Here is a 14,659-nt window from a genome sequence, read left to right as displayed (position 1 = left end):
TTTATCCTTGGCTTCGGTACGCATCATCCGTCCGAAAAAATTGTATGATTTTCCCTTTTTTCTCCAATTTGGAGCGAAGGCGGTTAATATCGGGTTCGAGAGTTTGAAACTCCATTTCGCAGTATTGTGTATGTTCTGATTTCTCTTTTCCCAGTTCAATCGAATTGATATCGGCACCCATTTTGGCCATATAGGTGAGCAAATCGGCGAGAGAGCCTTTCGCACTTTGCATACTGATGATAAGGTGGTAGCGAAAATAGTGCTGCGCTCTCCATCGTACAAAAACCATCGGTTCTCTGCGATCGATCATCCCTGCGGCGTTTTTACACATTTTATGATGAATGTGTGCTTTCCCCTGCTGTAAAAAAGCGACGATTTCATCCCCGGTTTTCGGATGACAGCAATAATCGAATACCGCGTCGCCGACACTGCTGGCAGCATAGATTTCCAACGATGCAAAAACATACGGTTTCAACCGAAAACGGTTACGGGATAAAAAGGCACTGATGCGGTTGTTCTCACCCATCTCCTGCGTGAAACGGTTTACCGTCTCTTTCAGCAGATCGAGTTCACTTGGGATACGGTGACGTTGCTCTTCTAAATGAGTTTGGACAAACAGCTCTTCAAGTCGTATCGGATCCATATTCAAGACGGTACTCAGAATATTCATCCCCGTCTCGGTATCAATCGCTTTGATCCGCTGGTTACAATTCGCCCGCATGCTGGCTTTGGCTCGGGAGGTTTTTACGGCGTCAATCCAACTGCATCGGTTGATTTTTTTAGAGGCTGTCGTGATTTTAACGATGTCGCCGTTGTGGAGTTCATTTAAAAGGGAGGCTTTCTCTTTGTTAATGAGACACCCCTCTGCACTGTCACCGATCTCGGTATGAACCGCATAGGCAAAATCGAGAGCCACCGCACCGCGAGGGAGAGTAAAAGGTTTTCCTTTCGGAGAAAAGACACTGATATCTTCGCTGAAAAGATCATTTTTGATCAGTTCGTAAAAGGCTTCAACCGATTCATTTTGGTACTGAAGATTATGGAGCCAATCAAGGCTGATCGGATTGTTCCCGCCGCTTTTGTATTTCCAATGCGCCGCAACCCCAAGTTCCGCTGTTTTGTGCATCTCATAGGTACGAATCTGCACTTCAAAAATTGCCGTCGAATCAAATACGCTGGTATGGAGCGTCTGATACCCGTTCTCTTTCGGGATCGAAATGTAATCTTTGAAACGGGAAGAGAGGGGCTGAAAATTCAGATGAACCAACCCTAAAACACGGTAACAGTCTATCGGTTTTTTAACCAATATCCGTACAGCCAAAAGGTCAAGTATCTCATCGATACTGATCCCTTTTCGCTGCATTTTAAGATAGATCGAATAATGGTGTTTAACGCGGCTGAGAATTTCAAAGTCATCTTCATTAAACCCATTTTCCAGCATCATTTTGGTCAATTTTTCGCAAAAATCGCTTAAACGGACATTGATAGATCGGAAGTTCTCCTCAAAGTACATATCAATGGTTTGTTTTTCTTCGCTAAAGAGGTACTTAAAACTCAAATCTTCCAAGAGGTTCTTAAGAAAAGAGATACCTAAACGGCTTGCAATCGGAGCATAAACAACAAGTGTCTCTTCAGCAATACGGTGCTGTTTGATAGGAGCCAACGCTTCAAGGGTAAGCATATTGTGAAGACGATCACACAGTTTGACCACTAATACCCGAACATCTTCGATTGAGGCAATAAGCATTTTACGAAACGACAATGCCGAAACGACCAGTTTTTCATCGGAATTTGACGGGATCAGCTGAGCATCTCTGATCGTATCGATCTTCGTCAATCCCTCTACGAGATGAGCAACATCATCCCCATAATCACGTGCGATTTCATCAATACCGATATGGGTATCTTCTACGACATCATGCAAAAGCGCGGCAATGACCATCGCTTCATCGCCGGTCATATTCGCAACAATCGATGCGACTAAAACAGGATGGACAATATACGCTTCACCGCTTTTACGAAACTGACCGTGATGGGCTTGTTGTGAAAAGGTAAGGGCATTTTGGATGGCATTCGAGGGGGGGATATGTTTATAGAGGTGTGCTATCGCACCCTCAACATCATTGATTCCGATTACGTTTTCTATGTCGATGGTATTCAATGATGCCGCTTTTTAGTAAAATTAGTCTTTGTCTACAAAACCTTTGATCGTGATATACCCTTCGGCAATCTCCATCAAAGCGATATCAGCTGTTTTAGCTTTTTTTACATCCACGTTAAGTTTTGTTGTTGCTCCGTTAAGAAGCTCTTCTGAGCGTTTTGCAACGGCAATAGCCAATTGGTAACGGTCGATATTAGCAGTTTCAAGTGCTTTTGCAGTAAGTTGTTCGAGTCTCATGTCAATGATCCTTTTAGTTTATTTTACGATAGAGCAACGCGAAAGGTTACCCTGGATAATGTCGAGAAGATTGCCCGGCGTGAACATATCGCACACGATTATCGGGAGTTTATTCTCTTTGGCCAATGCGATAGAGGTGTCGTCCATCACTTTGATATGATCTTGCAACGCTTGCTCGTATCCGAGACTCGGAAGTTTGATCGCATCATCGAATTTTTTAGGATCTTTGTCGTAAACACCGTCTACTTTAGTTGCTTTGATAATTACTTCCGCACCGATTTCAATGGCACGAAGGGTCGCAGCCGTATCGGTCGTAAAGAACGGATTACCCGTCCCTGCTGCGAAAATCACAACACGACCCCGCTCTAAATGGCGGGTTGCACGACGTACGATAAACGCTTCGGCAATTTGTTCCATTTTGATCGCACTTTGGACGCGCACCAGCATCCCCTCATGTTCACACGCTTCCTGCATAGCAATCGCATTGATAACGGTTGCCAACATCCCCATATAATCACCTGAGGTTCGACGGATAATCCCATCAGCCGCCGCAGTCACACCGCGAATGATGTTGCCGCCGCCGATAACGATTCCCACTTCAATCCCTGCATCAACGAGAGTTTTGATCTCACCGGCAATAAATTTCAAAATTTTCGTGTCGATACCGTGACCGTTTTCTCCGGCCAACGCCTCACCGGAGAATTTTACCAAAACACGTTTATAGCCCATACAACTCCCTATAAAGCATCTTTGATGTGCCCTTTAAATTAGGGGCATTATACTTTATTGTCGCTTTAAGGTTGCTTTGATTACACTAAGCTTCATAATGGATAAAGGAAAAAATGAAGTGGGGCTGTTCGATACGTTTAAAACCTGGTTAAATCCGCTCCCTATGCACCGTGCTCCACAGTATGGGCGGGGGATTCATGCCCTTCCGAACACTGATGAGAGAGAACTGTTTGAACGCTCATCAGCAGCTTTCATCGACGGTGATATTTTAAGCGGATATGAGTATTTTTTGTCCTCTCTCCTACATCAGGAAAACAGCTTTCCCTCTCCCCATCTGAGTATTGAACGCCTTGAAGAATCTCTCCATTTCAGCCTTACGCAAGGCTCTGCTCTCATCAAAGGCATTGTCACTGCTACATCGTTAGAGGCCTATGCCGATATTGCCCTGAGCTTCAGACTTCACGTCGCAATCAAACGCCGTTTTTTAGAGCGTGACTTCCAACTCACCTACTGCCGTTTCAGCGAATCCAAAGGGGTCGTAAAACTCTCTATTCGCCTCGACAATGCCACCATAACCCCCCAAAAAATCTTTTATCCGCTCCGTGAAATCGCCCTTAATGCCGATTTTGAAAAAGAGTTTATTGCCGGCGAATTTGATGAATCACTGCTGCTGGATACCGAACATCTCCTCAGCGTTCCTCGCGAAAATATTGAGGTTAACTTCACTTTTATGCAGCAATGGATTCAAGAGACCAAGCAAAGCCTTATCGGCCTTTTATCCAACGACAATACCGGAATGACCTCGTTTAGCTACCTTGCCTTACTCCTTCAGATCGATTATCTTCTCCTCCCCCACAAAAAAATGGCTAAAAATATCAGTGAAAAAATCAACGGCTATTTTATGGACGATGAGAAACTGACCGAAGATAAAAATGCCGATTTGGAACAATATCTGAGTGAGCTCAGCGCGATGGATATCGACTCCTTCGCAACGCAATTTTATAACTCTGCCTATACATTTTCCCCGTTCGAGCAGGCAATGCACGATGAAATTTCCGCTTTTATCGAAGAGTCTCTGGGAAAAGTGCGATGGTACAAAAATAACCGTTCAACCTATGTTATCACCGTAATTTACCGCTATATTTCCCTCTATATACTCTACAACTACGGACTTCACCCCTCACTGCGATCACTTCTTCATCTGCATGTCGAAGTGTACGCCTCTGATTTTTTCAAAGCCGCAGGAGAGACGCCGCTGTACGACCCCCTCACCCGTACTTTTAAAGAGAACCTCATCGAACAGCGAATCCGTGAATCGATAGAGCCGTATATGAGCCGTTACAAAGGGCTGAACAATTTTTCCGAACATCTGAGCTACAGTGATTTGGATCATTTCAGCCAAAGCTTTTATCTTCAAATCAAAAATCTCGATTATACGGAGGTGTAAGTGTGAATACAACCACCCAGAAAATGGTCGAACAAACGATTGAGAGTATCGTCCAGATTACTAACCCCTACGGTAGCGGAAGCGGATTTCTCATCGGAGAACTCATCGTTACCAACTCGCATGTCGTCAGCGGCCTTAAAGAAGTATTGATCAGCACCAAAACACTTCCCAAAACCATCGGTACGGTAATCTATGATGATCCTGCATTTGATCTCGCGTTTATCCGCTCCCCCATCTCTATCGAGTGTAAAAATCCTCTGATCCTTTCAGAAGCACCCGTACAAGACGGAGACGGCGTCATCGCCATCGGACATCCTTATGGGCTTAATTACTCTACGACGGAGGGGATTGTCTCCAAAGCATCACGGTTGCAGGGAGAGGTAGAATACATCCAATTCGATGCCGCCATTAATCCCGGAAACAGTGGAGGGCCGCTCCTCAACGACTCTGCGGAGGTGATCGGTGTCAACACGTTTATCATCCAAAACTCCAATAATCTCGGATTTGCCCTCCCCTCATACACCCTTAAAGAGGCACTCGATCAGTTTAATGCTCTAAAAACCGAAGATGTCATCCGATGCGGTTCATGTAAAAATCTAATTGTAGAATCTACGATCCAAAACGATTATTGTCCCAAATGCGGAACGAAGCTTGATGTTGCCAAACGACGTCGTGAGGGGTATAAACCCTCGGGTGTCGTGGCATTGATAGAAAAGATATTAGCGGCACTGAAGATTAACGTCACCCTCTCACGCCGAAGTCAACGAAGCTGGCGATTTGAGATGGGATCTAGCCGTATCGACATCAATTACTACGATAACGGTATCGTCATTGCCGATTCGGCGCTCTGCCGTATTCCGCAGGAGAATATCGAAGCGTTGTATGATTATTTATTAGGGGAGAACAGTGTGCTGGAGCGATTACAGTTTTCGATCAACGAAAACACCGTCTATCTCTCCTATGTGATCGTTGACTCATCGCTCAGTGAAACACACGGTATGTGGGCGTTGCGAAAACTCTTCGATAGCGCTCCGCGCTACCAAAAACATCTTATAGAGTCTTTTAATGCCCCTGAGCCGAAGTTTGATGAGTTTGAATAAGAGCTGATACACTCTCTTTTTGAGGAAAATCAGCCCCCATACTGATAATAAACGACGAGGCTTCTTGAAGAGTGAGGGTCGTTTTTTTGATCTTTGCTTCATCCACCATAACCGTATAACCGCTCGTCGGATTCGGAGAGGTGGGGATGAAAAGGACACAAATATTTTCGTAGCGATTCAGCAGATACGCCGGAACCCATAACCCCTCTTTGGGATACTCAACAAGTACCACCTCTTTTTTCGTCCCGTCTTCCCCGCCGCTGAGCATCGCAGCCAGTTTTTTAGAAACCGAATAAACGGAGCGGATAGCCGGAATTTTCTCAAACGTACTGTCGATCATCGAGACAAAGATGGAGCGCCCGTACTTCTCAATCGAATATCCGAGTACGGCGAAAACAGCGATAACACCCGCCATCAATGCCAAGGTCACCCCAAATGAATTTGTGTAATCGTGCAGGGAAGAGTAAGCACTTACCCCTAAATTTTTAAGATAATTGACAACAACGATCACCAAGATCAAAGGGAACAGCGAAAGCGCCCCCACAAAAATATAACGCAGTAATAATTTAATTCTTATGCTCATGTATCATACCCTTTTAAATAGGACGAATTATACCGCATAGTTATCGGCGGTAGTGTTGCAACGCATACATATAGGAGTTACGTTCATACACCGAAGGGTTATCGGTATGAGCTAACGAAATAGACCCTTTCATCTGAGAAATCGATTCGTACTCGTGTTTCTCCATCCATTCCTCCATATCACTCAAAATCTGCTTGATTTCCCCTTCTCCTTTGGTTAGTAGCACCGATGCCAATGCCGTCGTATCGGCTCCGCTCATAATCGCTTTAAGGACATCTTCACCGCTGTGGATTCCCGTGTTGGCACACAGTGAACAAGAGAGTCTCCCATACAAAATGGCACACCATCTCAGTGTTTCGCTGAGATTGTAAGAGGTTGTGATATTGGCTCTTTGCAACGGGCTCAAAAGATCCAAATCAACTTCCACCCGCGTGGGATTATCAAACAAGGTTAACCCTTTTGCCCCTGCTTCCACAAACCGTTTCGCCATATTGGCGGGGTTCGAAAAATAAGCATTCATTTTGACATTCAAAGGGATATCGATCCGCTCTGCCACCTGTGCTACGGTGTCGATGTACATCTGCTCAACTCTATACCCCTCCATCTCCATCGAAGTAGGAATATAGGTGATATTGAGTTCCAGCGCATCGGCACCCGCTTCTTGAAGTCTCTTCGCATAACTGATCCATCCCCCTGCTGAAATACCGTTCAAGCTGGCAATAAGAGGGAGTGAAACCGACGCTTTAATCCGTCGGATCTCTTCGAGGTAGTTGTCGGCTTGAAGATTCTCAAAATCGACTTCACTCGGAAGATAGGAGGTCCCTTCGGCATTTGAGTCACTGTTAATATGGAGAAAATGGTCAATCTGATGGATTTCATGGTTGATCTCCTCTTCAAACAATGAGTGCATAATAACGGCGGCAATACCGTTATCTTCGAGTCTGCGGATACTCTCCACTGAAGAGGTCAACGGGGATGCACTGGCAATCAGGGGATTTTTGAGGTTCAATCCTAAAAATGTGGTGGTGAAATCCATAATTACGCCTCCTTCGATGAAGGTTCATAATACGCATGCAGATTTTGGTAGCGTGCATAAAGCGATTCGGCGGTATGAGCCGCTGTCTGAAGAAAAGTTCCTGCCGAAAGGGCATTCATTTTTTCAACCATTTTGAAGCGGGTTTCACGGTACATAAAATCTTTCACATCGATTTTAGGCCCCTTGTAATCCAATGTCATCGGATTTTCCCCCTCTTTGATTTTATCGGGATTGAACCTGAAAATCGGCCATAGACCGCTGTCCACCGCTCTTCTTTGCTGATCGAATCCGTATTTCAGATCATACCCGTGCGCTACGCAATGCGAATAGGCGATAATAATGGAAGGGCCCTCATACCGCTCCGCTTCGACAAATGCTTTTATCGTTGCGGTATCGTTCGCCCCCATCGCGACTTTGGCGACATAGACGTTTTCATAGGCAATGGCCATAGCAGCGAGGTCTTTAGGAACCCCTACTTTCCCCCCTGCGGCAAATTTTGCCACCGCTCCCGTCATCGTCGCTTTGGACTGCTGCCCGCCCGTATTGGAGTAAACCTGTGTATCAAGGACAAGGATATTGACATTTTTACCGCTGGCGAGGACATGGTCCAATCCTCCATAGCCGATATCGTACGCCCAGCCGTCTCCCCCCATAATCCAGACCGATTTTTTGACGAGATAATCGGCAAGTTCAAGAAGGGTTTTGGCATCCTCCTTGTCCAGTGTTTTCAGTGAATATTTGAGTTTTTCGACCCTATCGCGCTGCGCATTGATCTGTGATTCTTCATGCTGATCGGCACTGAGAATCTCTTCGACGAGTGCCCCATCCAAATGCGGTTTCAGTGTTTCAAGCACTCCCCGCGCCCGATCATTCTGTGCATCGATAGAGAGACGGAATCCCAGCCCGAATTCGGCATTGTCTTCAAAGAGCGAGTTTGACCATGCGGGCCCTCTCCCCTCATCATTCTTTTTCCACGGAGTAGTCGGGAGATTACCGCCGTAAATCGAACTGCACCCCGTCGCATTGGCGATCACCATCCGATCCCCGAACAGCTGAGAAGCGAGTTTCACATACGGTGTCTCCCCGCACCCCGGACACGCCCCGCTAAATTCAAACAAAGGCTCTAAAAACTGTGACTCTTTGAGGTTGCTAGGATCGAGCGAGCCTCTATCCATTTTAGGAAGCGAGAGGAAAAAATCCCACTGCGCGATTCCCGCTTCACGCAACGCCATCTGTGGAACCATATTAATCGCTTTTAGATTGGTTTGGGATTTATTTTTGGCAGGGCATACTTCAACGCAGAGGGCGCATCCCGTGCAATCTTCGATAGCAACCGAGATATTAAACACCTCATTCTCCCCGAAGTTTTTCCCTTTTGCCCCTTTGGCACTGAATCCCGCCGGAGCATTTTTCAAAAACGAAATATCAAAAACACTCGATCGGATTACCGAGTGAGGACACGCCGAGACACATTTGTTGCACTGGATACAGGTATCCGCATCCCACACAGGAACTTCCTGAGCGATGTTTCGCTTTTCATACTGCGTCGTCCCCGTCGGCCATGTCCCATCATCGGGTATTTGGGAAACCCGAAGCGTATCCCCTTTGAACGCGGTAATTTTTCCGATCACCTCGCGGGTAAATTCAGACATATCACCTTTGAGCGTTGCTTGAAGTTCGAACAAAGAATCAGCGCTCGCAGGGACATCGATTTCGTAGAGATTTTCCAACGTCGCGTCGACGGCGGCGTAGTTCATCTGCACGATCACGTCCCCTTTGGAACCATAGGTTTTTTGGATGGAGCCTTTGATTTTAGCCATCGCCTCCTCTTTAGAGAGAATACCGCTGATCGCGAAAAAACAGGTCTGCATCACCGTGTTGATCCGCCGACCCATGTTGGATGCGTGCGCTACTTTATACGCATCGATAGCATAGAACTTTAACTTCTTCTCTATGATCCGCTCTTGTGTCACACGGGGGAGGCGACGCCATACCTCCTCTTTGGGATAGGGCGTGTTGAGCAAAAATATTCCCCCCTCTTTGGCAATCTCAAGGAGATCGAGTTTTTCCAAAAATACCGACTGATGTACCGCTACGAAATCGGCTTTTTGGATCAGATAACTCGAGCGGATCGGCTTGGTACCGAAGCGCAGATGCGACGTCGTCATCGAACCCGATTTTTTCGAATCATAGACGAAATAGCCCTGCGCATAATGATCCGTCTCGGTACCGATAATTTTAATCGTATTTTTGTTCGCCCCCACCGTACCGTCCGAGCCAAGACCGTAAAAGATGGCTTGAAACTGATCTTTATTTTCAAGAATCAGGTCATGATCATACTCTAATGAGGTGAAAGTCACATCATCATCAATCCCGATTGTAAAGTGATTTTTCGGGGAGGTTTTAGAGAGTTCCTCGTAAATTGCAAAGATCATCGTCGGGGTAAACTCTTTGGACGAGAGGCCATAGCGCCCCCCCACGATCCGAGGCATTTTAAACGGAAGAGACTCTCCTCGCTCAAACAGCACACTCACCACATCGTGATACAGAGGTTCGCCGACACTTCCCGGCTCTTTCGTACGATCAAGTACCCCGATCGCTTGCACCGACGCAGGAAGTGCCGCGATAAATGCCTCTGAATCAAACGGCAGTGCCAAACGCACTTTGATAAGCCCTACGCTCTCCCCTCTCTCAATCAGATAATTGACACTCTCCTCCACCGCTTCGGCACCTGAGCCCATCAAAACGATCACTCGCTCCGCATCCGCCGCACCGACGTAATCGAACAGATGATAGGAGCGTCCCGTAAGTGTAGAAAAACGATCCATCTCCCCTTGAAGTATTTCGGGTAACGCCTGATAATATCGGTTGACGCTCTCGCGACCTTGAAAATAAACATCGGGATTCTGCGCCGTTCCGCGAAGGACAGGATGATCGGGGCTTAGTCCCCTACGACGGTGAGCCGCAACCAAACCCGTATCAATCATTTTTTTCAGAACGTCATCGGAGAGTTTCTCAATTCGACTCACTTCATGTGAGGTTCGAAAGCCGTCGAAAAAATGGAGAAACGGGATACGGGAACGGAGAGTCGCGGCTTGGGAGATAAGGGCGAAATCATGCGCTTCTTGAACCGAATTGGACGCTAGAAGTGCGAAACCCGTTTGTCGAACCCCCATAACGTCTTGATGATCTCCAAATATCGAGAGTCCCTGCGCCGCCAGTGAGCGAGCGGCAACATGAAATACCGTTGCGCTCAACTCGCCTGCGATCTTGTACATATTCGGGATCATCAGCAATAACCCCTGCGACGCGGTAAAGGTGGTGGTGAGAGACCCTGCCTGCAACGCTCCGTGAACCGTACCGCTCGCCCCCCCTTCACTTTGCAGCTCAAAAACTTCCGGCACACTGCCGAAGATATTTTTTTGCCCTTTGGAACTGTAAAGATCGCTAAACTCCCCCATCGGCGAGGAGGGGGTGATGGGGTAAATGGCGATCACTTCATTGATTTTATGGGCAACTAGGGCGACGGCTTCATTACCGTCTACTGTGATAGTATCGGATTGACTCATGATGAAATTTCCTGTTTTGTTTGTAGGATAATTATGGTTGCATCTCCTACAATTGTAACCCAAAAAAAACAATATTTATTCTAAATTCTTAAATCTTCTCCATTAGAATAGTTTTTGAAACACTTGACTACAATATCATCCATATTAGGAGAAAATAATGAACCCGTTTGCCGATTTTAAACTCAACTTAGAGACCTTTATTGCTGATCTCAACACCCTTATCGAGATTAATCACAAAACTATTGCCGATCTATTAGCGATTTCTGATAAAACGTATGCCAATTTTGTCCGTCCGTTTGATTTGATGGAAGAGGATTTAGAACTCCTCTTTACCCCCCTTTCGCATATCAATGCCATCAAAAATTCCGAAGCGTCCCAAAAAGTGTATGCGGATGCCCTCCCGATTCTCACCGATTACTCCACCTTTGTCGGACAAAATCTTGATATCTACGAAGCGTTTAAAGCGATAAAAGCCCGTGAGTACGATCATCTAAATACCGAACAGCGCCGTATCCTCGATCTCAATATCCTCCATTTCGAACTCGCGGGAGCCCATCTGGATGAGGCATCCAAAGAGCGTTTAGCCGAGATTAATTTACGTAAAAGTACCCTCACCAACGACTTTTCCCAAAACGTCCTCGATGCGACCAATGCGTATGAAAAGATCATCACCGATAAAGCGGATGTGGAGGGGATACCGGAGAGTGATTTAGACGACGCCAAGTTTGAAGAAGAGGGTGCCACCAAATACCGATTTACCCTCCAAATGCCCTCTTACATCGCTTATATGACCTACGGCCCCAACCGCACGATTCGTGAAGAGCTGTATCGCGCCTACACGACCCGAGCACCCCAAAACGGAGCCATCATCGATGAACTGATGGCGCTTCGTCAGGAGAGTGCAAAGCTTCTAGGATTCGAAAATTACGCCGAATATTCCCTCGCCTCTAAAATGGCACCGAGTACGGAAAGTGTTATCAGCTTTTTAAACTCCCTCATTGAAGCATCCCGTAAACAAGGGATGCGAGAGCTTGAAGAACTCCGCGCCATCGCACCGGAAATCGATCTGCAAAGCTACGATACCGCCTACTACGGTGAAATTCTCAAAAAAGCCCAATACGATATCGATGAAGAAGAATACCGTCCCTATTTCGAACAACACAGTGTCATGAAGGGGATGTTTACCTTTTTAAATGAACTCTTCGGCATCCGCTTCGTTCCTCAAAATATCGAGCTTTGGGATCCAAAAGCGAGTGTTTACGATATTTATGAGGGCGATACCCTCACCGCACGGGTCTATTTCGACCTCGAAGCCCGTAAAGACAAACGAGGCGGTGCGTGGATGCACAATTTCCAAACCCATTGCGAAGATACGACAGGGTGCACCCATCTCTCCAGCGCTTTTGTCGTCTGTAACTTCCCACCCTCCTCGGACACCTCCCCCTCACTCCTCCGTCACGATGATGTCGTCACCCTTTTTCACGAGATGGGACATACTCTCCATCATCTCTTAAGCAAAGTAAAAGAGCACGGAGTGAGTGGAGTCAACGGAGTCGAGTGGGATGCGGTCGAATTTCCCTCTCAGTTTTTGGAAAATTTCGCCTATGAGCCGAAAGTACTGAAACTCTTCGCTAAACATTTCCAAAGCGGTGAAGTTCTCAGCGACGAGATGATCGCCAAACTGATCCGTGCCAAAAATTTCCAGAGCGGGATGTTTATGCTTCGACAAATCGAATTTTCCCTCTTTGATTTCTCTCTTCACTCAAAACTCTATCAGGGAGAAGAGATTCAAAACCTCCTCGATTCCATTCGCGAGGAAACAGCCCTTATCAAACCTCCCTCTTATAACAAATTCCAAAACGGATTCAGCCATATCTTCAGCGGCGGATACAGTGCGGGGTATTACAGTTACAAATGGGCGGAAGTGCTCAGTGCCGATGCCTATTACGCCATCGTGGATGAGGGTGTTTTCGGAAGCGACCTCGCTAAAGCGTATAAAGAGATCATCTTAGCCAAGGGTGGATCTCAGAGTATGCAGGAGCTGTTTGTGGAGATGATGGGTCGGGAGTGCGACTCTAAAAATCTCCTCCGACTGAGCGGGATTGAGTAATGCGTCTCGTTTGGCTTTTGGTGTTAATGATCTCATTAGTGGGAGGGGTCGAAGTGAAAATAGCGAGCTATAACGTCGAAAATTTGTTCGATATGAACACGGACGGCAATGAATACGAAGAGTATATTCCGAACGGCGATGCGGGATGGACGCAAGAGATCTATCAGATCAAATTGCGCAATACGGCGACAGTGATACAAGGGATCGGTGCCGACATCATCGGATTGCAGGAGATCGAGTCGGAGATCGCACTCAAAGCGCTCAAAGCCCAGCTCAATCGCCAAGGTCTCTATTACCGCTACCACGTCTTTGCCCGAAATAAAAAATCGAACGTCAATGTCGCACTTCTGAGCCGCTACCCGATCCAAAGTGCCCTAAAACACACCGTAAGCCACAATGGCAGATATCGTGATATTTTAGAGGCCAAAATCGATATCAACGGCAAGAGTTTAAGGGTCTTCGTCAACCATTGGAAGTCCAAAAGCGGCGGTGAAAGCAAACGTGTTCTCAGTGCCAAACAGCTCGCTTACCGTCTGGGTGAACTCTCGCCGGATGAGCCGTTTGTGCTACTGGGGGATTTTAACTCCCATTATGAAGAGTATAAAACCTTTCTCAAAAGCCGTCATCACAACGATACCGAAGGGATTACGGGGATCAATCATATCCTGAAAACCATCGACGATGAGGGGAATCCTGTTACCTACACAGCCCTTAAAAATAATAACGGATACCTGTACAATCTCTGGTATGAACTGGATGAAGCGAAGCGGTGGAGTCACCAATACCGAGGGCGCGGCGAAGGGCTGGATAATATGATCATCTCACCTTCACTGGCGGATGGTAAGGGGATAGAGTATGTACGGGGGAGTTTCAACCGCTATGATCCCGATTACCTTTTTTACAAAGGGAAAGTGTACCGCTGGCAGCAAAGCCGCAAATATCCGAAACACCATCTAGGGGAGGGATACTCCGACCACCTTCCTATCTTTGGAATGTTTAAGGTGCAGTAACCGCACACCACTTAATCGGTTCAATCCCAAACTGTGTTAAATACGCATTGCTCCGACTGAACGGTTTTGAGCCGAAAAACCCCCGATACGATGAGAGGGGTGAGGGGTGCGGTGCTTTGAGTATCAAATGTTTCTCTCCATCAATCAAAGCCGCTTTTTTTCCCGCCGGAGCACCCCAGAGGATAAAAACAATATGCTCTCTTTGATCACTCAATGTACGAATTACCTGATCTGTAAAACGTTCCCATCCCCGCTCTTTGTGCGAAAACGGCTCACCGGAACGGACGGTAAGAAGGGTGTTAAGAAGCAATACCCCCTCCGCAGCCCAATGGCTTAAATCACCGCTTTTGGGATACTCACATCCGATATCAGAAACCAGTTCTTTAAAGATATTTTGAAGTGAAGGGGGGAGTTGTACACCGTGCTGTACCGAGAATGACAACCCGTGAGCCTGACCTGCCCCATGGTAAGGGTCTTGCCCTAAAATGACCACTTTGACCTTCTCAAAAGGGGTGGAATTAAACGCATTGAAAATATGGCTTCCGTGCGGGAAAATAGTATAATTTTTTTTCTCTTCAACTAAAAACGCTTTGAGTTCTTCCATATAGGGGTGGGTGAAGTCACTCTTCAGTGCCTCTTTCCAGCTCTCATGGATGATCGGGATGATACTCACTACG

Annotated in this window: 11 protein-coding genes; 4 read left to right on the top strand and 7 right to left on the bottom strand. The window is 46.6% G+C overall.

Features of this window, described 5'->3' with window-relative positions:
* Nucleotide 1 precedes the first annotated feature (1 nt).
* The 3 genes from Q8O20_RS10470 to pyrH are packed head-to-tail and all read right to left on the bottom strand — an operon-like array spanning nucleotide 2 to nucleotide 3,127.
* A complete protein-coding gene (locus Q8O20_RS10470) occupies nucleotides 2-2,161 on the bottom strand; it encodes a bifunctional (p)ppGpp synthetase/guanosine-3',5'-bis(diphosphate) 3'-pyrophosphohydrolase (protein WP_305531115.1) in 2,160 nt (719 codons plus the stop codon).
* A 21-nt stretch (nucleotides 2,162-2,182) separates the two neighbouring features.
* Entirely contained in the window at nucleotides 2,183-2,398 is a 216-nt protein-coding gene (locus Q8O20_RS10465; RefSeq protein WP_370688073.1) for a DNA-directed RNA polymerase subunit omega, read from the bottom strand.
* 18 nt (nucleotides 2,399-2,416) lie between these two features.
* Nucleotides 2,417-3,127 (bottom strand): UMP kinase, encoded by a 711-nt coding sequence (pyrH, locus tag Q8O20_RS10460; protein ID WP_304739972.1) that lies wholly within the window; start codon nucleotides 3,125-3,127, stop codon nucleotides 2,417-2,419.
* Between the two features lie 97 nt (nucleotides 3,128-3,224).
* Between pyrH and Q8O20_RS10455 the strand changes: the two genes are divergently transcribed.
* Nucleotides 3,225-4,574 carry a hypothetical protein gene (locus Q8O20_RS10455; protein WP_305531114.1) on the top strand — a complete coding sequence of 450 codons (1,350 nt, stop codon included), beginning with the start codon at nucleotides 3,225-3,227 and terminating at the stop codon, nucleotides 4,572-4,574.
* Between the two features lie 2 nt (nucleotides 4,575-4,576).
* On the top strand, nucleotides 4,577-5,674 hold the full coding sequence (locus tag Q8O20_RS10450) for a trypsin-like peptidase domain-containing protein (RefSeq protein WP_305531113.1): 1,098 nt from the start codon (nucleotides 4,577-4,579) through the stop codon (nucleotides 5,672-5,674).
* On the opposite strand, the gene Q8O20_RS10445 is transcribed toward Q8O20_RS10450, so the two are convergent.
* Genes Q8O20_RS10445 through nifJ form a run of 3 tightly spaced genes read right to left on the bottom strand, consistent with a single transcriptional unit; the run spans nucleotide 5,637 to nucleotide 10,862 of the window.
* Nucleotides 5,637-6,257, bottom strand: coding sequence for a DUF502 domain-containing protein (locus Q8O20_RS10445; RefSeq protein ID WP_305531112.1), 621 nt, complete (start codon nucleotides 6,255-6,257; stop codon nucleotides 5,637-5,639). The two genes, Q8O20_RS10450 and Q8O20_RS10445, sit on opposite strands and share 38 nt — an antisense overlap.
* Before the next feature lie 40 nt (nucleotides 6,258-6,297).
* Nucleotides 6,298-7,293 carry a dihydroorotate dehydrogenase-like protein gene (locus Q8O20_RS10440; RefSeq protein WP_305531111.1) on the bottom strand — a complete coding sequence of 332 codons (996 nt, stop codon included), beginning with the start codon at nucleotides 7,291-7,293 and terminating at the stop codon, nucleotides 6,298-6,300.
* 2 nt (nucleotides 7,294-7,295) lie between these two features.
* On the bottom strand, nucleotides 7,296-10,862 hold the full coding sequence (gene nifJ / locus Q8O20_RS10435; RefSeq protein WP_305531110.1) for a pyruvate:ferredoxin (flavodoxin) oxidoreductase: 3,567 nt from the start codon (nucleotides 10,860-10,862) through the stop codon (nucleotides 7,296-7,298).
* A 157-nt stretch (nucleotides 10,863-11,019) separates the two neighbouring features.
* Between nifJ and Q8O20_RS10430 the strand changes: the two genes are divergently transcribed.
* Complete coding sequence (locus Q8O20_RS10430) at nucleotides 11,020-12,972, top strand: M3 family metallopeptidase (RefSeq protein ID WP_305531109.1); 1,953 nt, start codon at nucleotides 11,020-11,022, stop codon at nucleotides 12,970-12,972.
* Entirely contained in the window at nucleotides 12,972-13,982 is a 1,011-nt protein-coding gene (locus tag Q8O20_RS10425) for an endonuclease/exonuclease/phosphatase family protein (RefSeq protein ID WP_305531108.1), read from the top strand. Before Q8O20_RS10430 ends, Q8O20_RS10425 begins: the two co-directional genes overlap by 1 nt.
* Here Q8O20_RS10425 and Q8O20_RS10420 read toward each other — a convergent pair.
* Nucleotides 13,969-14,655: a uracil-DNA glycosylase gene (locus Q8O20_RS10420; protein WP_305531107.1), complete on the bottom strand. Its 687-nt coding sequence runs from the start codon at nucleotides 14,653-14,655 to the stop codon at nucleotides 13,969-13,971. The two genes, Q8O20_RS10425 and Q8O20_RS10420, sit on opposite strands and share 14 nt — an antisense overlap.
* Between the last annotated feature and the right edge of the window lie 4 nt (nucleotides 14,656-14,659).

This window comes from Sulfuricurvum sp. (assembly GCF_030691015.1).
In the GTDB taxonomy this organism is placed as follows: domain Bacteria; phylum Campylobacterota; class Campylobacteria; order Campylobacterales; family Sulfurimonadaceae; genus Sulfuricurvum.
Note: the sequence above shows the minus strand (reverse complement) of the source record. Positions and strands in the feature narration are given on the sequence as shown.